Source organism: Providencia stuartii, assembly GCF_029277985.1.
GTDB classification, from domain to species: domain Bacteria; phylum Pseudomonadota; class Gammaproteobacteria; order Enterobacterales; family Enterobacteriaceae; genus Providencia; species Providencia zhejiangensis.
In genome coordinates this window covers 3,947,394-3,968,075 of the sequence record NZ_CP119546.1, presented here as the reverse complement: position 1 = coordinate 3,968,075, position 20,682 = coordinate 3,947,394, and the positions used below count along the sequence as shown (strand labels likewise).

Here is a 20,682-nt window from a genome sequence, read left to right as displayed (position 1 = left end):
GAAAACGACTGACAAAATAAATCAAAGGGATATGCATTAAATACTTATTTGAGTGAGCGCAATTATGGGGTAGCTTAGTAAAAATTGTTATACATTCACAAACAGGGGTTCATGGATGCTAATTGTTGAGATGTTAAGTACTGGGGATGAGGTATTACATGGCCAAATTGTGGATACTAATGCGGCTTGGCTAGCAGATTGTTTGTTCCAAGCAGGCTTCCCATTGAATGGGCGAGCAACGGTCGGTGATGATCTAAATGATTTAGTACGAACTTTACGCGAACGAAGTGAATATGCAAATATTTTGATTGTTAATGGTGGATTAGGACCGACCAAAGATGATTTAAGTTCTCTGGCGGCCGCAATGGCGGCAGAAGTGCCTTTAGTTGAACATGCGGAATGGATTGCCGTGATGGAGCGCTATTTTGCATCCCGAGAGCGAGTGATGCCAAAAACAAATCGTAAACAAGCGCTATTACCAGAAGGGGCGGAACTCGTGGATAACCCTGTTGGTACAGCATGTGGTTTCGCGATGGAACTTAATGGATGCTGGTTGTTTTTTACGCCGGGGGTGCCTTCTGAATTTAAAGTGATGGTGAATGAGCAAATTTTGCCACGGCTACGTCAGCGATATCCATTTCATGAAGCGCCGCTCTGTTTGCGATTAACCAGTTTTGGCCGTAGTGAAAGTAGTTTAGCAAAACAGTTTGATCAGCTACCTTTACCTGACGGGTGTGTGCTTGGTTATCGCTCGTCTATGCCGATTATTGAATTGAAGCTGACGGGTCCTGCAACATTAAAAGAGCAGATGTTAACTCAGTGGCAAGTGATTAAAGATGGTGTTGGCGAAAATTTGGTTTTTGAGGGCACCGAAGGTTTACCAAGTGTGATCTGTCGAGAGCTAAATGCGAAACGAGTTAGCGTTGCTATATGTGAAGAGTTTAGCGCTGGGTTGCTGACATGGACGTTAAATACTGCATCGGTGCCACTCAATGGCGGGAAAGTGATTGGTCAACAAGAAGATCAATCCTTATTAACGCTGATAAGTCATGCTCGTGAAATGGCTAAACAAGAAAATACGCATATCGGTTTAGCGGTGGGTGGATTCCATGATGGATGTTTATCATTAGCATTATACACACCTGAAAAAAGCTATGCCCAGCGTGTGCGTTATATGCCAAGCAATCATAGTACTAAGGTAAAGCAGGAAGTTAGCGTCATGTTAGTGTTAGATATGTTGCATCGTTGGCTCAATGAACGTGAAGTTTTTGGTCAATATGAGTGGCTAGAACAATCAGAAACATTAATAAAGTAATCTAGGCTATGCGCTGTGTTTGGTATGAAACAACACAGCGTTTATAAAACGCCCCTTCATAATATCAAACGAATAATATCTATCTATTATTGAATTTTTAAATTTTTATATTATATAACATCATTGCCGTTGGTAGTTTTACTTAATGGTGGGTTTTAATTTTAACTTATTTAATGACGTAAATGAGGTGATGAGATTTTATTTTTTTATTCTCAATGAAGGAGGAGAATCGATTATGCAACATAAAATGTTAGCCACTTTATCAGCGTAATGACTTTAATGGGCGTGAATTGTTTTTTAAATGATGGCCAATATAAGTAAAATATATTTATATTGTTTTAATAAATCACATTTATTATTTCAAAAGATATCAATTGTGATTTTTTAAAGCAACTGACTGTTAATTAAGATAATTATTTTATTTTTTTATTGTGCTTATTTGGCGAGTTAAGCATGATATGAAAATATTGAACGAATATTAGAAAAGACAGAAGGCTAAACGAAGAATATCTTATTAAAAATAGATGATTTTATAATAATTCATTGTATTATCATTAGGCAATGCAGTATGGTTTACTGCAAGCTAATCGCGATTATAAACAAAAAAACATCTCTGTAATCAGATGATGTGGCTATTTAGGTGAACGCACAAATACGGATGTAGAGATTCTATCGATATAATAGGGCAACGGGTGTCTATTATGTCATATCACAGGGAGCCATCAAATGGAGAGCGATTCAGAATGTATTTAACAGACTCTCATCGTGAGAAGATAGAAGGAACGATAACCTCTAATATGACATTGTGTAAATATACAGTTGTCCGCAAAATGTTATCAAACTTATGGCAGAGCTATAAATATAAATTAATAGAAACAGATTGAACGAATCCGTTCACTGCTATGGTTTAGCAATTGTATTTTGGTGTGTTAACAATGAAACCAGTGAATGACGTAGCTATGGGCTAGGTAAAAATTATCGTTGTTTGGTCTTCACTTTTTCTTATTTATAAGACAAGTATGAGAATAATGCATCGTTGAATGTGACAACTGACCTTACAAATAACGTTTAAATTGATTACCGATGTGCATGTCGTTTATTTCTACATTACTTATTTGGAATTATTTCATGTTTATTTCACAGCATCATCGCAGTATCGTTAAATTTGCTATTTTATCTATCGTTTTAGGCAGTAGTTTTCTGAGTAACTCCATTGCACAGACACAGAGTTCATCGGTCGAAATGACTCATGATAAAGGTGTGCAATTAATTAATGGGGATGGCGTTCCTGTTGATCTCGTTAAAGGTCGTTATTATATTCATCAATCGGCGGTACAGGGATACCCGCTAGGGCAACTCCATTTAGGCATTTTATTTTATTTTGGCGATGGTGGAATACAAAATACGGCCTGCGCCCAATGGTGGTTAGAAAAAGCGTCACACGCGAAAGGAGAAGTGCATGACCTTGCCAAAAATTTTCTTGCTGAAATTCGAGCAGAAACCGCAATGTTATCACCCGCATCTCGCGCGCTCATTGCAGAGCCTGATCTGAAGCTTTGCCAACAATTACCGGAAATGACAAATAAAGGTATTGGGAGCAACCCTTTTAAAATAGAGCCAATTCGTCAGCCAAAAATTGATCTTGCGTTAGTGCAAAATGCCATCATCTCAGTACCGAAATTTAATCCCACTTTAGCACCACTAAGGTATGAGCAATTTCAGCAAAAATTTTCTACCCTGCCTAGTTTCATTGAGGTGATTCGTGCGAGTGGATACCTATATCATGATGCATTGAATCAGTTATCAGAACACGGGAAGTTACTTGCACATCATATTTTTAGTCATCAACAAAAAGAAGAGACCCAAATAGCTAACCATTTACCTGTAGAGCCGCTTCAGCCTGTTGAGGTTGCACGCAATCTCCCAAAAAAATCAGCGCAAACCACAACCCTAGAGCCCTCATTGTCTGAGCAGCAAGGAGAGCCAGCGAATAATGCGACGCGGCAAAGCAAACGATTAGCACAGGGAGTGATTGAAGGGGAGGGTGTGGTGTCTGACCCAATAGTGGAACCCTTACGTTATGATGATGAACAAACACCAGAGACAAAACTCATTGATTTGGCTGCGACACTTCGTAAGTTACCTGAAAATAAGATATTACATGTCACAATGAAGCCAGAGGAAGAAACGGCCAAACAGGATAACTCTTCTGCTATGGTAAAAACCGCGAAAGTCGAGAATAAGCCATCATCAACGATAAGCCCAGTGTATAACTTAGGAGGTGAGCTGCGGACAGCTAGCGCTTTACATTATACGTTGCAGCTTGGCAGTGCGAGTTCACCCTCCGGTCTATATGACCAAGCCCGTCGCCATAAATTATCGAATTATTTAGTGTATGAAACTGTGCGCAATGGGCGTCAATGGTATGTTTTGGTTTATGGCGAATTTGCTAATTTATCGTCAGCAAAACGAGCGTTGAAGACTTTACCCGCAGCCATTCAACGTGATAAGCCATGGGTGCGTAGTTTGCGACATGTCCAATCGGAGTTGCATTAATTTATTCCGTCGTGAGTGCGGATTGTATTTTTGTTGTGGCATGCTGTAGTGAGACTTCGCCTGCCACCACCGTCAGTAAGCGTGAATCTTTAAATAAGGCAATTGAGGGCACCGATCGAATACCGTAGATAGGTGCCAATGTAGGAGACTGAGCAATGTCAACGATGCCAAAATGAATAGCAGTGCTATTTAGTTGTGTCGGTAATTGCTCAAAGATAGGCCGCATATTTTTACAAGGCTGGCACCAAGAGGCGGAAAAATACACAACGGCGATCTGCCCAGGCTGTTCTGGATTTAAGAGAGCACGATTAAAACTGCATTGATCGAGGTGTTTGATGATCGCCATAATGAGGTCTATTTTACCTAAAATTTAATGATCACTCGGTAAATCGAAAATATGTTCGCTAAGATTATCGACAATAGTGTTAGGTAAGCAAGAAATGCTAGTGAGAAATTTATCTTTTTGATACACATTGACTTCTGCTTCATGCTTTGTGCCTAAATATGCAGAGGATATGGTATAGGTGTAGTGACCGTTACGAAAATCCATCTCATAGATTTGCGCAGTACCCGTATCGGTATCAGCACCTTTTGGATTGAAATAGCGCGCCACTAATTGTTCTGGCTTTCTCTCCATAGTGATATCCGGTGTTTGGTTCAGTTTACCAAACTGATAAATATACTGCCCATTCACTAAACTGACATTGACCTTTTTTTGATTTTTATTGACACACTGGAAGACAGTAACAGTATGGGAATTCGCAAGAGCAATGGGAGAAAGTAATCCTAAAGAGAGGGTAAAACACACTATATTACGGTAAGTTAGCATAATGAATCCTAATATTCTTATTGTGTAAGGGGGGCATTTAACGACTATAAACATTATCAGACGGTTTGATTAACTTGTTATATAACTGATGAGTTTATTTTGCTACAGCTAATTTATGCTGACGCCGTTTTCAGATAAGTTGATTAGCGACCTTTCAATACTATTTTGAGTCGGAATATATACCGCTATTAGAGGGAAATACCGTTTATTGATAAAACGCTTTTTGACTTTTAACAGGGTTTATTCTCAATCTCGAGTGTATTATTTAGAGGGAGCTATGATTGATATCATTACATCGTAATATTGTTTGAGTGTTATATTTTAATTATCACTATGCATGATTTTTTATTAGAGAATGGATGCGAGTTTCAAGTGTGTGAGTAGCAAGATTGCATTGTCCTCCAATAGCCCTGACGTGAGCATCGCTATCGTAGAAACGGTTGTGCTATAGGCAATATGGCCCAGTGTGTTGTTTCGATTTTTATTAGTTTATATCCCTCCTTTTTGTATTCGATGACGATTGATCCGCTGCGGATAGCCTCAAAGTACTTATATGTTGCGAATAAGATCTATTTTAGGAATTTGTGCGTTCGCTACCATTTCTTTTGAATGCAAATGTAAACTAATATCATTTGTACTAAGTACAAGGTAAGATAGCACCATTATTTGTGATATGGGTGAAATCGGCGGGTTACATCATAAGTTCAAAGCTTGTTTTTGTGATGTTACTAACCGTGTTGAGCATGCGATGTGTTTAATAAATCAGGTCGGCTCATCACACCTAAAGCGATAACTCTCATTATTTAGAGTATAGATGGAGGAAATTGGATGTTTGTAAAATCATTAACTTCGGGGCTAGTTTTATTGTCGGCCTTAGTGTTGGCGGGTTGTGATCAATCTAAAGAAAACAAAGAAACCTCTGCGGCGGCTGAGAAACAAACGATCACGATTGAGCATGCTCAAGGTAAAACAGACGTTCCCCGCCATCCTGAAAAAGTCTTCGTGATGAATATGGAAACCCTAGATATTATGGATGCACTGGGTGCTCCAGTCGCGGGTCTTCCACAAACTAACGTCCATTTACCCAAATTCTTATCTAAATATAGCGGCCAAGAATATACCAATGCAGGGACATTGTTCGAACCTGCTTATGAAACCATTAGTAACGCTCAACCAGACCTCATTCTAGGTGGTAGTCGTGCTCGTGATGCATACGATAAACTGAGTGCGGTTGCTCCCACCATCTCAATGGATATTGATAACAAACGTTTTATCGATAGCTTAACAGAACGCACGACTGAATTGGGTATGCTGTTTGGCAAAGAAAAAGAAGCTGAGCAGTTAGTTGGTGATTTCAAAGCAAAAATTGCGGATATCAAAACGAAAACACCAAATGCAGGTAAAGCTATGGTGATTCTAGTGAGTGGCGGTAAAATTTCTGCTTATGGTCCTGGTTCACGTTTTGGCTTTATTTTTGATGAGTTAGGTTTTGAACCTGCTTATGTGTTCGGTGAAGACACAGGCAGACACGGTAATATTGTTAACGCAGAATTGCTGGTCAAACTGAACCCAGATTGGTTGTTTGTGATTGATCGTGATAGTGCAATCGGTCGTACTGATGCGCAGCCTGCTGCACAAGTATTAGATAATGCATTAGTAAGAAAAACATCTGCATGGGATAAGCAGCAAGTGACCTATCTTGATCCAACTGCGGTCTATATCGCTGGTGGTATTCAAACTTATTCTCAGTTAATGGATGATGTTAATAACGCACTGGAAAAAAGCCAAACAAACTAATCAATGAAAACGCTTTATCTATTTTTTGGAATTATCGCCTTATTGGTATTAGCGGTGATCAGTTTGTTTATTGGAGCGGGTGACGTGTCACCCGTTTCACTTTTCACTGACCCCGAGATGCAAGACATCTTTTTTATCAGTCGAATTCCTCGAACCGTTTCTTTAATCTTAGCAGGCAGCGCAATGAGTGTTGCTGGGCTTATCATGCAACTTCTCACGCAAAACCGTTTTGTTGAGCCTTCATTGGCTGGAACCACTCAATCAGCGAGTTTAGGCTTACTGTTTGTCATGGTGTTGTTCCCAACTGCGGATATCATGACAAAAATGGTGGTTGCGAGTGGGTTTGCTTTGTTAGGCACTATGCTATTTATGATCCTGTTGCGCCGAGTGATTTTAAAATCTGCTCTGATTGTACCGCTTGTCGGTATCATGTTAGGTGCGGTGATTAGTGCTCTCACCATTTTTACAGCTTATACCTTTGATTTATTGCAGGCATTAAGTGCTTGGATGAGTGGAGATTTTTCTAGCATTATTCAAGGTCGCTATGAGCTTTTATGGCTAGTCGGGTTGCTCACATTGCTTGCGTGTTGGATTGCGGATAGCTTTACAGTGGCTGGAATGGGGCGTGAATTTGCTATCAATGTTGGTTTAAACTACCGCAAAGTGATGACGATTGGGCTCTCTATTATCGCGTTGATTAGTGGGGTCGTCGTCGTTGTCGTGGGCGCGTTGCCTTTCTTAGGACTGATTATTCCTAATCTTGTTAGCTTAATTATGGGCGATAACATTCGTAAAACACTGCCGTGGATCTGCCTTGCCGGTGGAGGCTTAGTGTTGCTTTGCGACATTATCGGTCGATCAATTCGCTATCCATTTGAAATACCCGCAAGTGTTATTTTAGGTGTTATCGGCGCCGTGATTTTCCTTTTCTTATTATTGAAGCAGCAACGTTATGCAAAAAGTTAATGCATCAATTGCATTGCCCAAAAAGGGTATGACACCACGACAAAGGATATGGATTTTACTGGGGCTATCGGTTTTAGCGATTGTGCTATTTATGACGATTAACCTAGGCAATAACCTCGCTTATATACTGCCGCATCGGGGTTATATGGTACTGACAATGATTCTGGTTGCATTTGCTTCCGGTGTATCGACGGTACTTTTCCAAACGATTGCTAATAATAAAATTTTAACGCCTTCCATTATGGGGCTAGAGGCGTTATTTATTTTATTACAATCCATCTTTGTCTTTTATACCGATATTTTTCCTGCATCATGGCTATTAAATATTGGTAAGTTCTTATTAGAATCTTCGTTATTGGTTCTCTTTTCGGTATTGCTTTATCGCTGGTTATTTGTGTCAGCTAAACTCAATATCAACCTTGTTTTGATGGTAGGTATTATTCTTGGGACCTTATTTCGCAGTACTGCTACGCTATTGCAGAGACTGATGGATCCTAACGAATTTTCTATTCTACAAAGTCGTATGTTTGCGACCTTTACACGTGCGACACCTGAGCTAATTCTCTTTACTCTCATCATTACGCTTGTTGTCGGCATTCTATTATGGCGCATGCGTTATTGCTTTGATGTTTTGGCGCTTGGTCAAGCGAATGCCATCAATTTAGGTATTAATTATCGTCATAAAGTGACGGTAATCTTGCTGCTTATCTCCATACTCGTCGCTATTTCGACCGCCTTGGTCGGGCCATTAACATTTTTAGGATTAATGGTGGCGAACTTAGCTTATTTTATTAGTGGTAGTAGCCAACACCGTTATCTATTGCCTGTCTCTTTCTTGTTGGGGGTAATTGCGTTAATTGGTGGGCAATTGATCCTAGATTATGGTTTGAATATGGCGGGTACGCTATCTGTTGTGATCGAATTTATCGGCGGCATATTCTTTATTTATATGGTGTTAAGAAGGTTTTAGTATGATTGAAATTAATCAGATATCGAAAAGTTATCAGGATACTAAGGTCTTAGATAACATCACAACAACCATTAAAAATAGTGGTATTACGTCGATTATTGGGCCGAATGGGGCCGGTAAGTCGACACTGTTGTCTATTATTGGTCGCTTATTAATGGCTGACTCCGGTCATGTCAAAGTGAATGAATTAGATGTTGTGAAAACGCCAAGCGATAAATTAGCAACTTACTTATCTGTATTACGTCAAGAAAACCAGTTTGCTAGTCGCCTTACGGTTGAAGAGTTAGTTGGTTTTGGCCGTTATCCTTATACCAAAGGGCGCTTGACCGTCGAGGATAAAAAGAAAATCGACGAGTCGCTCGCATTCTTAAATCTCTCTAATTTACGTCATCGCTATTTAGATGAGTTATCGGGCGGTCAGCGACAACGCGCTTATGTTGCAATGGTCTTGTGTCAAGACACAGAATATGTGTTATTGGATGAGCCATTAAATAACTTGGATATGAAGCACTCTGTGATCATGATGAAGTTATTACGTCGCGCAGCGGATGAACTAGGTAAAACAATTATTTTAGTTATCCATGATATTAACTTTGCGTCGGTTTATTCAGATCATATTTTGGCCATGCGGTCTGGGGAGTTAGTTTATCATGGCGCGCCCAAGGATATTATGAAGGTGGACATTATTGAGGATATCTTTGATACACCAATAGAAATAAAATCGGTGGATGACAAACTCATTGCGATGTATTACTAGCTTAATTCCTTAGTTTCTATCGTATAAAAAATAACCTCTATCACCGGTTCGGTATAGAGGTTATTTTATTGATGCAGCGAATGATAATAAATCACCATCGCCCGCTGCATTAAATCACTTATTTCTTAGGACGTACCGCGGTCACTTCGATTTCAACACGCCAAGCTGGGTTAGCTAGTTTAGCGACTTGGAAAGTTGAACGAGCGGGCAGGTTTTCTGATTTGTCATTATAGAATTTTGAGTATCCAGCCATAAAGCCAGCAAAATCCATAGTGCCTTTAGTTTCATCACCACCAACAAGGAAAACTTGCATTTTCACAACATCGTTCAGAGTCAGGCCAAGATCAGCAAGGTGAGCTTCGATCTGCTTCATGACGTTGATAGTTTGAGTTTCAGTATTACCGTATGACTCAAGGACACCTTCAGGAGCGTCTTTAGAGATTTTAGTTGGCACCTTTCCGCTTAGGAAAATGATGTCATTAGTTGCACTGATTTCTACCGACTCAGCGATAGGCATTCCTTGCAGCTTATTGGTTTTTACACCTTCAGCATTTGCACTCGCTACACCCAGAACCAATGGGAGAGAAAGAAGTAAAGTTTTATAGCGCATGTAAGCTCCTTAACATTATCACAGTAATAGTTCTCCTCATACTTCAAGCCGTCGCGTTGTTGGCGACGGACTGAGTTATTTAGAGTATCAACTTATATAGACAAGCCATACATTCATTGATGCAATGCACAGCTTGAACAATAAATTTTAAAGAACAATTAACGTCAGTAGAAATTATCGCTCTTATTCAGTAAAACGAGAAAGTCTGTACGGGTGTGGATCGATGACTGGTTTAGTATCCATCAATAGATCCGCAGTCAGTTGACCTGATGCTGGACTTTCTGTCATACCCCAACCTGTTGCTGTGTTGATAACAAGGCCTGGGTATTGTTCAATTTTAGAAATAATTGGAATTTCATCATCGGTTGGGCTAACTGTGCCGCCCCAACGTTCAACCACTTTCGACTCTTTAAACACAGGGAATTCATTACGCAGTCTTTCGAGTACGCCATCCAGGTGGTCTGTGTTTGGTGTGTTAGTAGCTGTACGGAACTCTTCAAATGGTGTTTTTTCATCTAAACGCCATGACGTTGCCATTGTGAAAGAGTTAAACAAATCTTTACCGATAGAGAATTCTAATGGTAGTTCTCCGCCGCCCAGTAAGTGCATAAAGCGTGGACCTAACAGGAAGCTGTCTTTCACGATAGAGCTCGTAAAGATACGTGGAGCAACCGCATAAGTTCCATCTGCTTGCTCACGGAAGTGGATACCATTTGGTAAGTGTACGTTACCTTTTGGTGCGCCCGGTACACCCGTGATACGTTGTTGTGAGAGATAAACATTGAGTGTAGGAACGTCAACGCCAAGGTTACCCATAAACAGACGAGACCAAATACCGCCCGTTAGAACCACGTTAGAGGTTTTGATGGAGCCTTTCTCAGTCACCACATCTGAAATTTTACCGCCTGCGGTTTCCAAGCCTCTTACGGCACAATTGGTATAGATACGAATCCCGAGTGATTTTGCGTAGTTCGCCATCGTTGGCGTCACAACTTCAGGATCGAGACTACCAGCATCTTCTTCAAATCCACCAATTTTCCATGGTGTCTGAGCATTAGGAAGACGTTTTGCCAGTTCTTCACCCTCGATCATGCGAGTTCTCAATGGGGTATCAAAACCTGGGTTCTCTGAATTCTTTTTAATCCATTCTCTGGTCAGTTCAAGATCTTTTTCGCTTGAAGGAACTTCAACACGGCCTTGAATTCGGTAACTCGTATCTGCACCGATTTTTTCATTCATACCGGTCCATAAAATCTTTCCATAATGGTGTAATGGAAAAATTTCTGGAGAGGTTTTGTAACTAATGATTTGACTGTAGGCACGACCAGACTGTTCACCGCCGACAACACCTTTTTCACAAATAACGACGTTCATTCCTCTTTCAGTAAGATTAATGGCAGTCATTATTCCTTGAAGGCCAGCACCGATAATGACAGCATCTGCTGATTTCGGTAATGCCCCCTCGGTGCCCGCAACAGCAGGTACACGAGATTTAGTCGACTCAAATCGACCTTCTCTACGGATCATTGGAACAACCGTAGCACCCCCTGCGAGAACACCCGCAGCACCGACCCCTAAAAGTAGTTTTCTTCTCGAGATTTTCATCTGTAACCTCAATAATAACCTTAGTTTTTATATAGTAAATTATTACAATTTAAGATAATCATATTATCATAATTCAAGTAATTGTTAACCATGGGGTATATTTGTTAATAAAACTAAGTGGAATGTGAATAATCTTGATTGTGATAGTCAAGCCTGTAAAGGGTTTGCGCGTTGTTTTAATAAAAATCAATCCTTTTAGGCGGCAAAAAAATAAAGTGAAATGTCAGCTAAAATGTACAGTTGTTTTTTTATTTGCTCGGGAAAAATGTCAATTTGTTTCACGAGGTGAGTAATAAATAAAAATACTCAAACATGTTAAATAATAATCAACTATATTTCGTGTGGTTAATAGCAAGAAAAAAAAGGTGCCCCATTATTATTGCATTTGTGAGGTGCCATCTTGATGGTGGAGGAAAGCCAGTGACAAAGACGAGACAGTAATGATTAAATATTTATTAAATGTCTAAATATATTTTGAAGATTATTGCTGAATTTTTAAACTTTATATTTTTGTTTGGTAGAAAGTTGGTGAAATAATAGCGTCTCATTAGGTTTACACTATTTAAAAATAAACGCAAAAAATATATTTGTTCAATTTTTATCGGTTGCCACTGTGGATGGAGATATTTTTTGCTCAATAAAACATATAGTTATATTTTTCTGCTTTGGGTGAGTCATGCAGGTTGATTTTTAAATTTGGTTTCAACCTTTTCGCCACTGTGGTGTTAAAAATAATCTTAACGCCTACACTCTGTTGTTCGCTCATATTGATAGAAACAAAATATACGAGCATTGTAAATAGGGTTATTTTTTGGGTGATTCAATAATTGTGTTATGACGTTAAATCTATCTGTAAGTTATTTAGCTTAAACGCTATCCGTATATTTATTGTGCTTATTAGTCTAGTAGATATAAAAAGCGTGTATCAAAAAAACATGGGTTATTTGATGTTTATTAATTAAATATTTTACTTAGACTAAATTACTTAGATAAAAACCCTTACAATTAAGGGCGGATTTGTTATAAGTTTAGTGATTATTCCTTTGTGTAATATGGGGTGAAACCTTGAATTATGTTTGCCGTCCGTTGTTCAATAGCATAATTCTTTTGATTTTCTTAGTTATCCTTACTGTGAGTATAAACCTTGAACGAAGTGCTGTTTTTATCTTTAATAAAGTGCTTTAGGTATTGGCTCAATGAAGGTGGTGCTAGTAAGGCATGACCTTTCACCCTAGAATTCTTATGATATTCATTGAAGATTTTTTGCATGAAAATTAGGCAGTCTTGATCTAAAACCGATAAAAATCGATAGAGCAAATCAAGAGTGAGTGGGGTGATGCCATTTTCGTAGCGTGAAATTTGCTGTTGGCTAATTCCCATTAACTTAGCAAGTTCCTTGCCTGTTATTTTTTTCTCTTTTCTTGCTTGGCGCAACAAGCTACCTGCTAATGTGGTGAGTTTATGCTCTTCCATTATCCTATTTTCTACCCAATGTTAGATTAGATGGTGGTTATCACTAGGTCGCTACTATAACGAGTCCATAGTTGGTGTAAAAATGTTTGTACCGAATAGATAAGGATAATTGATAGTTTTTGACTATCATAATGATTTATTTCGATCGAATATTTCGATCATTTGTTTTGTTTGATAGCTGTTTTTTTAGCTAATTGAAAGTTTAAAGCTATGATGGGTAAGTCATTTTATGATTATTATTTTGATTATATTTTTCATATCATATAAAAAATAGTGAATGTGGTTATTAATACGCCATATTTGGAATTATTTATTTGATAGTATTTTGTTTCTATTTGTTACAAATTCTCATAAGCAGAAAATACTCTGTACGCCGTAGTTTCATATAATGAGTATTTTGGGGCTAAACGTGAGCTGCAAAGGCCATGATTGATTCATTTTTGTCTAAGTTGTGTAACAGTAAGATAAAGTTGATGCGATGAGCAGGAATTAGAGGACGATGAGCGCATTGAGCCAGTCCGCTATTGCAAGCGAGAGAATTTCTCTCTGTAGACAAATAACCTGCCATATTGATTGAAAGCGGCGCAACTCGATATTTTGCGCCGCTTTGTATGATCAATTACTATTTAAAAATAGTGGTTCAATAGAGAGCATTAATGACGGTCATTCAAATATTCAGGCTCCTTAGGAAGCTTAAAGCAGCAGAACAAGCAGATACATAATATAACCATGACATAAATAAAGAATGAGTTTTCTGCGCCATTGGCTTTAAATTGTAATGCGACTGAGGGAGCTGAGCCGCCAAAAATTGCATTTCCTATCGCATAGGATACACCGACACCTAATGCTCGTAGGTGTGGTGGGAACATTTCAGCTTTAACCAAACCACTGATCGATGTATAGAAGCTTAATAGCATCATTAAGAAGATAAGTAATAAAGTGATAATGACAGGAGAGTAAGCAAAATAACGCATGCCTATCACCATTACGGGATAGATAAATATAATCATAGATAGCGTAAATGTAATCATGGCGGCTCTACGACCAATTTTATCTGAGATAATGCCAAATAGCGGTTGAGACAACATAAACACAAATAATGAGATGGTCATGATATAGCCGACAATTTTGCTATCAATACCGATATTGGTTAAATAGGTTTTTGAATAAACCGTAATAATATAGAAACACAGAGATCCTGCTGCGGTATAGCCAATGACTAATACAAAGGATTTCCAATGTTGCTTGAGTAGTGCGATTAAAGAACCAGACTCCTCGGCTTCAGAAGCTTCATTACTGAGCGTTTCATCAAGGCGTTTTCGGGCGATCAGCGAAACAATAGCGGCAAAGCCACCGATGACAAAAGGAATACGCCAACCCCCATCCGATAACTGCTGTTCACTGAGGAACGCTAACAGAATGACACTGAGTAAACTCGCTAATAACTGACCCCCAGAGAGTGTGACATATTGAAACGATGCAAAGAACCCCCGTTGTCCTTTGAGGCCAAGCTCACTCATATAAGTTGCAACCGCACCATATTCACCACCAACAGATAATCCTTGTAACAAGCGAACTAGCAGTAAGAGTAATGGCGCAAACATTCCTACTTGTGCATAAGTGGGGAGAGCCGCAAATAAGAAAGAGCTGAAGCCCATCAAGTAAATTGAGGCAACCATAGAACGTTTGCGACCATGACGATCCGCGATGCGACCAAATAGCCAACTACCGATGGGACGCATAAAAAAACTGGCTGCAAAGACACCCCATACATAGATAGATTGTGTCAGGGGATCCATATTTTGAGGGGTAAGAGCTTTAGTGAAATAGGCAGCAAAAACAGCATAAATATAAAAATCAAACCATTCCACTAAATTACCCGAAGCCGCACCCACAATACCGCGAATACACTTGGCTCGGTTATCTTGCGTGATATCCGTTTTTTTGAGATTAACTTGAGATATTTCCAATTTATCACCATCGTAACATTGGTTAACAATATTTTAACTAATAGCGATATTTACTTAGTGAGTCAATATTTGAATATATGGTAAGTTAAATACTGAGATCAATATCCTGTTTTTCGTTTCTTTTTTAGATAACTAACAAGACTAAATTTTACAAGTAACTGAGTGTTTTATAGATGTTTTTTAATTAGTTTAACTTAGCTATTGAGGTGAACTTTCCTGTTAATTAAGAATTTTCGCAAATAAAAGCGCTGACAGACTAATATCGTGAGTAAAATACCTTTCCTTTGCATTTCATTGCATGAATGCAGCGAGCTTGAGAAATAAAAAAATAATAGGTTATTGATAGTGATCACGAAAATAACGATGAACATGCCTTTGAATATTGGTTGATTCAGTAAAGAATACTATCGATTAATATGATGCGATTCATGCTTAACTATTTGAAAATAAATGATTTTTAAAAAGTGGTGTTTGTCGGTTAGTTTAAATTGAACGTTAATAAAATCCTCTATCTAAATTAACGTAATAAAAATGATTATCATTTTATATTTATTAATGTTGATAAATTTATGTTAATTAATTCTTATAAAGAATAATAAAAATGTTTTATTATTTTTCTGATAATTTTGTTAGCTAAATATTAACTGAATGCAATCATTATATTTTAGATATAACCGACTGGAAATGTATTTTATAAAGTTATTAACTAACATTTAATACCGTTAATAGAGGGAAATAGGCTAAAATAATTCGTCGATATATATGTTTTGATATAACGGAAGCGCTGTGATTTATAGTTTTTATCAAAGGGTTGGTGTTATTAGTAACGTAGGTTATTACTCTTTTATTGATGTGAAACAATCTCTTAGTTTTGTGTGTTGATATTATGACCTCGACTAAAAATCTTATTATTTCGACTTTATATGACTAGTCACATTTATGACTAATCGTACTCATCTTAAATAAATTTTATTCAGTGTCGATGGAAGTTTGATTTCTAACACTTTAAGCAAACTAATTGAGCGAGTTATGTATGGCAAATATAAAAGAGAAAGCATCTGTTTTTGCTCCTCTTACCCGTCGTGGATTTATTAAAGCCGGAACAATCACTGGGTTAGCGACAGCGGCTGGAGGATTTTCTCTTCCTTTCAGTTCTGCTGCTGTTGCAGAGCAAAAAACAGTTACCCCCACTGGTGAAGAAAAAGTGGTTTGGAGTGCATGTACAGTCAACTGTGGGAGTCGTTGCCCATTACGTATGCATGTCGTTGATGGTGAAATAAAATACGTTGAGACTGACAATACCGGCAATGATGTCTATGAAGAATTGCATCAAGTGCGTGCCTGTTTACGTGGCCGTTCTATGCGCCGTCGAGTCTATAACCCAGACCGTTTACGTTACCCAATGATGCGGGTCGGTAAACGTGGTGAAGGCAAATTCAAACGCATTAGTTGGGATGAAGCTTTTGATGTCATTGCTGACAATATGAAGCGCTTAATTAAAGACTATGGTAATGAGTCTATCTACCTCAATTATGGCACTGGGACTTTAGGCGGTACCATGACAAAATCATGGCCACCAGGGGCTACATTGATTGCACGTTTGATGAATTGCTGCGGGGGATATCTAAATCATTATGGCGACTATAGTACCGCACAAATTGCTGCCGGTTTAAATTACACTTACGGCGGTTGGGCTGACGGTAATAGCCCTTCTGATATCGAAAATTCAAAACTTGTCGTCATGTTCGGTAATAACCCAGGTGAAACACGTATGAGTGGCGGCGGGGTCACGTACTATGTTGAACAGGCTCGTGAAAAATCGAACGCCAAAATGATTATCATTGATCCTCGTTATACCGATACAGGTGCAGGACGTGAAGATGAATGGATCCCTATTCGCCCAGGAACCGATGCTGCGTTAGTCAGTGCGATCGCTTATGTGATGATCAAAGAAGATTTAGTCGATCAGCCATTTCTTGATAAATATTGTGTTGGTTATGATGAGTCGACTTTACCAGCGGGAGCCCCCAAAAATGCGCACTACAAAGCCTATATTTTAGGGGAAGGACCAGATGGCCAAGCGAAAACACCTGAATGGGCCGCACCTATTACAGGTATTCCTGCTGCACGAATCGTAAAACTTGCACGTGAAATTGGTATGGCGAAACCTGCTTATATTGTTCAGGGGTGGGGACCACAACGACGCTCTAATGGTGAGCTTGCCTCCCGTGCTATCGCAATGTTAGCGATTCTTACAGGGAATATCGGTATTCATGGTGGCAATACTGGAGCGCGAGAAGGATCGTACAGTATTCCATTCGTGCGGATGCCAACTTTAACCAACCCAGTAAAAACCAGTATTTCGATGTTTATGTGGACAGATGCCATTTTACGTGGGCCTGAAATGACGGCAACACGTGATGGTGTTCGCGGTAAAGATAAACTTGATGTGCCGATTAAAATGGTTTGGAGCTATGCAGGAAACTGTTTAGTGAATCAGCATTCAGAAATTAACCGTACCCATGACATTCTGCAAGATGATTCGAAATGTGAAATGATCGTGGTGATTGATAACCACATGACAGCATCAGCGAAATATGCCGATATTTTGTTACCGGATTGCACCGCTTCTGAACAGATGGATTTTTGTATGGATGCTTCAGCGGGCAATATGTCATATGTCATTTTTGCCGATCAGGCAATTAAACCGCGTTTTGAAAGCCGCAATATTTATGAGATGACGAGTGAAATTGCTAAGCGTATGGGCGTTGAAGCGCAATTTACTGAAAACCGGACTCAAGAAGAGTGGCTACGTCATCTCTATGAGCAATCTCGCGAGGCATTACCTGAATTACCAACTTTTGAAGCGTTCCGTGCACAAGGCATTTTCAAAAAACGCGATCCTAAGGGCCATCATGTTGCTTATCGTCATTTCCGCGAAGATCCGATCGCTAATCCACTCACGACACCATCGGGAAAAATTGAGATTTATTCTTCTCAATTAGCTGAGCTGCAAAATCTTTGGGAGCTCGAGGAGGGGGATGTGATTCATCCATTGCCAATCTATTCCGCGGGTTTTGAACAGTATGGGGATCCATTAATGGAAAAATACCCACTACAGTTGACTGGCTTCCATTATAAATCACGTACTCACTCGACATATGGCAACGTTGATGTACTGAAAGCCGCATGCCCACAAGAGCTATGGATTAATCCACAAGATGCAGTGAAACGAAACCTAAAACATGGCGATTTAGTGAGAGTATTTAATGATCGCGGCGAAGTGCGCGTGAAGGTGAAAGTGACACCTCGTATCGTGCCGGGCGTTGTGGGTCTCGGTGAAGGCGCTTGGTATGACCCAGATGGTAACCGAGTGGATCATGCCGGAAGTATTAATGTGCTAACTACCCAACGGCCGTCGCCATTAGCCAAAGGTAATCCATCACATTCTAATCTTGTTGAAGTTGTGAAAGCTTAGGGGTGCGAGTTATGTCAACGCAATATGGTTTTTATATCGATTCAAGTCGTTGCACTGGCTGCAAAACCTGTGAGCTAGCGTGTAAAGACTTTAAAAATTTATCTCCAGACGTCAATTTTCGTCGTATCTATGAATATGCTGGTGGCGATTGGACTGAGCAAGATGGTGTATTTGGGCAAAACGTTTTTGCTTATTACCTGTCAATTTCCTGTAACCATTGTGATGATCCTGCATGTACAAAAGTATGTCCAAGTGGGGCAATGCATAAGCGGGAAGACGGTTTTGTCGTTGTTGATGAAGAGGTTTGCATAGGCTGTCGTTACTGTAGTATGGCTTGTCCTTACGGCGCTCCGCAATTTGATGAGGTCAAAGGACATATGACCAAATGCGATGGTTGTTATGAGCGAGTTGCCGAAGGTAAAAAGCCGATCTGTGTTGAGTCTTGCCCGTTACGTGCATTGGATATGGCACCTATCGACGAGTTACGTCAAAAATATGGCACCTTAGCGGAAATCGCGCCATTACCAGCTGCAAAATATACACATCCAAATATTGTGTTAAAACTGAATGCCAATAGCCGTCCAGTTGGTGACACTTCAGGGCATCTGGCTAACCCGGAGGAGGTATAATATGGGATCGGGAATTCATGAATGGCCATTGATGTTTTTTACGGTGATTGGTCAAAGTGTCGCGGGTGCTTTTATGATGATGGCTGCGGTATTACTGAGCGGTAAACTTTCAACTGAGTTGGATCGCAAGGTTCATTACAGCATGTTTGGCTTGTGGCTGTTGATGGGAATAGGTTTTTTATTATCAACAATGCATATGGGAACACCATTACGTGCTTTTAACTCATTTAATCGCTTGGGAGCATCTTCCCTCAGTAATGAAGTTGCCAGCGGCGCCATTTTCTTTGCGTTAGGCGGTTTTTATTGGTTGCTAGCGGTCTTCAATAAGATGCCTGCTGCGCTTGGTAAAGTATGGTTGTTCATCGTGATGGTGATGGCGGTTGTCTTTGTTGTTGCGACCTCTCGTGTGTATCTGATTGATACCGTGCCAACATGGAATACTATCTATACGACAATGAATTTTATCCTCACCGCATTCCTTGGAGGACCTATACTTGCCGCATTATTGTTGCGTATTGCAGGCTTTGATTTGCAATGTATTCGTCGTATTCCTGCGCTAAGTGTGTTGGCATTATTGGTGAGTATATGCATCGCTATTTCTCAAGGTTTTGATTTAGCGAGTATTGAAACATCTGTGCAAAAAGCCACCGACTTAGTACCTGATTATGGAATATTGATGGATATAAAAGTGGTGGCTATTGCGATGGGATTAGGCTGCTGGATCATGCCATTAATCGCGAAACGTAACCCTTCTGTGCTGAATATGTTGATAGGATTTTTATTCGTGATGGCCGGTGAAATTGTCGGACGCGGCGTTTTCTACGGCTTACATATGACAGTGGGTATGGCAGTTAACTAGTTAATGAAAAAGAGGCTTAGTAATTTACTGCTAAGCCTTTTAATGCGATTTATGGTTAAATCAAGATAGACAAATTATTAAATATCTAACGATAAGTGAATAAAACACACCATGAGTGAACAATCTTTAAATCATATTTCTTTGACGGCACGAGTGCTTGGTGCTGCTTTCTATTATGCGCCAGGTGATATACAGGAAATCATTTCATTGCTGTCAACGCTTCAATGGACAGAGGAGTGGCCGTACGGTTCTCATGAGCAAAAACAGGCTATTGCCGATAAATTGGCCATAATCGCGACGGATAATGAATCCTTGGATGAGGCCTATCAGCGGTTATTTATTGGGCCTTATGCGCTGCCTGCACCGCCTTGGGGATCGGTATGGCTCGATAGGGAAAATGTGATTTTTGGGGACTCGACTTTACAATTGCGTGAGTGGATGCATGCCCATAGTATCGATATTCATTTATCACAGAATGAACCTGAAGATCATTTTGGCTTATTGCTTATGATGGTGGCATGGGTCGCTGAAAACAATCCATCTCAATTAAACGAGTTATTGGCTCAGCATATATTACCTTGGGGATTCCATTATCTTAATAAAATGGAGCAAGAGGCTAACTTTCCTTTCTATACAGGCCTTGCTGAATTAGCGCATTTAACATTAGCGAGTTGGCAGCAATCGCTTCATGTTGACGTAGAGAAGAAAATGATTTTTTATCGCTAATATTAAAATGGCATAACACGTATAGCCCTTAACTGAAAGGGCTATATAAATATAAAACAACCACTTGTATTTTGTGTTCTCTCCCAATCGCATCCCCATCATGTCTTTCAGGTAAAAGGCCATAGTCTGTTGTATCCATTGA

16 protein-coding genes are annotated in these 20,682 nt (G+C 39.5%); 10 read left to right on the top strand and 6 right to left on the bottom strand.

The window, feature by feature from the left end; genetic code table 11:
• The first annotated feature begins 115 nt into the window (after nucleotides 1-115).
• Together P2E05_RS17960 and P2E05_RS17955 are read left to right on the top strand one after the other, a co-directional pair.
• Nucleotides 116-1,315, top strand: coding sequence for a nicotinamide mononucleotide deamidase-related protein YfaY (locus P2E05_RS17960; protein ID WP_276122937.1), 1,200 nt, complete (start codon nucleotides 116-118; stop codon nucleotides 1,313-1,315).
• A gap of 1,128 nt (nucleotides 1,316-2,443) precedes the next feature.
• On the top strand, nucleotides 2,444-3,871 hold the full coding sequence (locus P2E05_RS17955) for an SPOR domain-containing protein (protein ID WP_276122936.1): 1,428 nt from the start codon (nucleotides 2,444-2,446) through the stop codon (nucleotides 3,869-3,871).
• A gap of 1 nt (nucleotide 3,872) precedes the next feature.
• On the opposite strand, the gene P2E05_RS17950 is transcribed toward P2E05_RS17955, so the two are convergent.
• Both P2E05_RS17950 and P2E05_RS17945 read right to left on the bottom strand, forming a co-directional pair.
• Nucleotides 3,873-4,217, bottom strand: coding sequence for a thioredoxin family protein (locus P2E05_RS17950; protein WP_247047704.1), 345 nt, complete (start codon nucleotides 4,215-4,217; stop codon nucleotides 3,873-3,875).
• A gap of 24 nt (nucleotides 4,218-4,241) precedes the next feature.
• Nucleotides 4,242-4,700, bottom strand: coding sequence for a hypothetical protein (locus tag P2E05_RS17945; protein WP_196713671.1), 459 nt, complete (start codon nucleotides 4,698-4,700; stop codon nucleotides 4,242-4,244).
• An 828-nt stretch (nucleotides 4,701-5,528) separates the two neighbouring features.
• On the opposite strand from P2E05_RS17945, the gene P2E05_RS17940 reads away from it, so the two are divergent.
• From P2E05_RS17940 to P2E05_RS17925, 4 genes are read left to right on the top strand one after another with little or no spacing between them, the layout of a single operon-like run.
• Nucleotides 5,529-6,497, top strand: a complete 969-nt coding sequence (locus P2E05_RS17940; protein WP_154621990.1) for a siderophore ABC transporter substrate-binding protein — start codon at nucleotides 5,529-5,531, stop codon at nucleotides 6,495-6,497.
• A gap of 3 nt (nucleotides 6,498-6,500) precedes the next feature.
• Entirely contained in the window at nucleotides 6,501-7,463 is a 963-nt protein-coding gene (locus P2E05_RS17935) for an ABC transporter permease (RefSeq protein ID WP_154621989.1), read from the top strand.
• Entirely contained in the window at nucleotides 7,450-8,433 is a 984-nt protein-coding gene (locus tag P2E05_RS17930) for an iron chelate uptake ABC transporter family permease subunit (protein WP_154621988.1), read from the top strand. The genes P2E05_RS17935 and P2E05_RS17930 overlap by 14 nt, the downstream gene beginning before the upstream one ends.
• A gap of 1 nt (nucleotide 8,434) precedes the next feature.
• Nucleotides 8,435-9,190 carry an ABC transporter ATP-binding protein gene (locus P2E05_RS17925; RefSeq protein WP_163863124.1) on the top strand — a complete coding sequence of 252 codons (756 nt, stop codon included), beginning with the start codon at nucleotides 8,435-8,437 and terminating at the stop codon, nucleotides 9,188-9,190.
• Between the two features lie 118 nt (nucleotides 9,191-9,308).
• Here P2E05_RS17925 and P2E05_RS17920 read toward each other — a convergent pair whose 3' ends face one another.
• The 4 genes from P2E05_RS17920 to P2E05_RS17905 all read right to left on the bottom strand — a co-directional run bounded on the left by P2E05_RS17920 (nucleotide 9,309) and on the right by P2E05_RS17905 (nucleotide 14,848).
• Nucleotides 9,309-9,800, bottom strand: coding sequence for a RidA family protein (locus tag P2E05_RS17920; protein ID WP_154621986.1), 492 nt, complete (start codon nucleotides 9,798-9,800; stop codon nucleotides 9,309-9,311).
• A gap of 183 nt (nucleotides 9,801-9,983) precedes the next feature.
• Nucleotides 9,984-11,405 carry an NAD(P)/FAD-dependent oxidoreductase gene (locus P2E05_RS17915; RefSeq protein WP_154621985.1) on the bottom strand — a complete coding sequence of 474 codons (1,422 nt, stop codon included), beginning with the start codon at nucleotides 11,403-11,405 and terminating at the stop codon, nucleotides 9,984-9,986.
• Nucleotides 11,406-12,521: 1,116 nt separating this feature from the next.
• A complete protein-coding gene (locus P2E05_RS17910) occupies nucleotides 12,522-12,878 on the bottom strand; it encodes a helix-turn-helix domain-containing protein (protein WP_163863122.1) in 357 nt (118 codons plus the stop codon).
• A 653-nt stretch (nucleotides 12,879-13,531) separates the two neighbouring features.
• Entirely contained in the window at nucleotides 13,532-14,848 is a 1,317-nt protein-coding gene (locus tag P2E05_RS17905) for an MFS transporter (protein ID WP_154622413.1), read from the bottom strand.
• A gap of 1,033 nt (nucleotides 14,849-15,881) precedes the next feature.
• On the opposite strand from P2E05_RS17905, the gene dmsA reads away from it, so the two are divergent.
• The 4 genes from dmsA (at nucleotide 15,882) to dmsD (ending at nucleotide 20,540) form a co-directional block, all read left to right on the top strand.
• Nucleotides 15,882-18,326: a dimethylsulfoxide reductase subunit A gene (gene dmsA / locus P2E05_RS17900; RefSeq protein ID WP_276122935.1), complete on the top strand. Its 2,445-nt coding sequence runs from the start codon at nucleotides 15,882-15,884 to the stop codon at nucleotides 18,324-18,326.
• Nucleotides 18,327-18,337: 11 nt separating this feature from the next.
• Complete coding sequence (locus tag P2E05_RS17895; protein ID WP_154622737.1) at nucleotides 18,338-18,955, top strand: DMSO/selenate family reductase complex B subunit; 618 nt, start codon at nucleotides 18,338-18,340, stop codon at nucleotides 18,953-18,955.
• 1 nt (nucleotide 18,956) lies between these two features.
• The gene (locus P2E05_RS17890; protein ID WP_154622738.1) at nucleotides 18,957-19,814 is read left to right on the top strand and encodes a DmsC/YnfH family molybdoenzyme membrane anchor subunit; all 858 of its coding nucleotides are present in this window, start codon (nucleotides 18,957-18,959) and stop codon (nucleotides 19,812-19,814) included.
• Nucleotides 19,815-19,925: 111 nt separating this feature from the next.
• Nucleotides 19,926-20,540, top strand: a complete 615-nt coding sequence (dmsD, locus tag P2E05_RS17885) for a Tat proofreading chaperone DmsD (protein ID WP_163863117.1) — start codon at nucleotides 19,926-19,928, stop codon at nucleotides 20,538-20,540.
• Nucleotides 20,541-20,682: the final 142 nt, after the last annotated feature.

Bases quoted from the DNA above. Each gene is read 5' to 3' on its own strand.
- P2E05_RS17960 (WP_276122937.1), top strand. From the start codon at position 116: ATGCTAATTGTTGAGATGTTAAGTACTGGGGATGAGGTATTACATGGC.
- P2E05_RS17955 (WP_276122936.1), top strand. From the start codon at position 2,444: ATGTTTATTTCACAGCATCATCGCAGTATCGTTAAATTTGCTATTTTA.
- P2E05_RS17950 (WP_247047704.1), bottom strand. From the start codon at position 4,217: ATGGCGATCATCAAACACCTCGATCAATGCAGTTTTAATCGTGCTCTC.
- P2E05_RS17945 (WP_196713671.1), bottom strand. From the start codon at position 4,700: ATGCTAACTTACCGTAATATAGTGTGTTTTACCCTCTCTTTAGGATTA.
- P2E05_RS17940 (WP_154621990.1), top strand. From the start codon at position 5,529: ATGTTTGTAAAATCATTAACTTCGGGGCTAGTTTTATTGTCGGCCTTA.
- P2E05_RS17935 (WP_154621989.1), top strand. From the start codon at position 6,501: ATGAAAACGCTTTATCTATTTTTTGGAATTATCGCCTTATTGGTATTA.
- P2E05_RS17930 (WP_154621988.1), top strand. From the start codon at position 7,450: ATGCAAAAAGTTAATGCATCAATTGCATTGCCCAAAAAGGGTATGACA.
- P2E05_RS17925 (WP_163863124.1), top strand. From the start codon at position 8,435: ATGATTGAAATTAATCAGATATCGAAAAGTTATCAGGATACTAAGGTC.
- P2E05_RS17920 (WP_154621986.1), bottom strand. From the start codon at position 9,800: ATGCGCTATAAAACTTTACTTCTTTCTCTCCCATTGGTTCTGGGTGTA.
- P2E05_RS17915 (WP_154621985.1), bottom strand. From the start codon at position 11,405: ATGAAAATCTCGAGAAGAAAACTACTTTTAGGGGTCGGTGCTGCGGGT.
- P2E05_RS17910 (WP_163863122.1), bottom strand. From the start codon at position 12,878: ATGGAAGAGCATAAACTCACCACATTAGCAGGTAGCTTGTTGCGCCAA.
- dmsA (WP_276122935.1), top strand. From the start codon at position 15,882: ATGGCAAATATAAAAGAGAAAGCATCTGTTTTTGCTCCTCTTACCCGT.
- P2E05_RS17895 (WP_154622737.1), top strand. From the start codon at position 18,338: ATGTCAACGCAATATGGTTTTTATATCGATTCAAGTCGTTGCACTGGC.
- P2E05_RS17890 (WP_154622738.1), top strand. From the start codon at position 18,957: ATGGGATCGGGAATTCATGAATGGCCATTGATGTTTTTTACGGTGATT.
- dmsD (WP_163863117.1), top strand. From the start codon at position 19,926: ATGAGTGAACAATCTTTAAATCATATTTCTTTGACGGCACGAGTGCTT.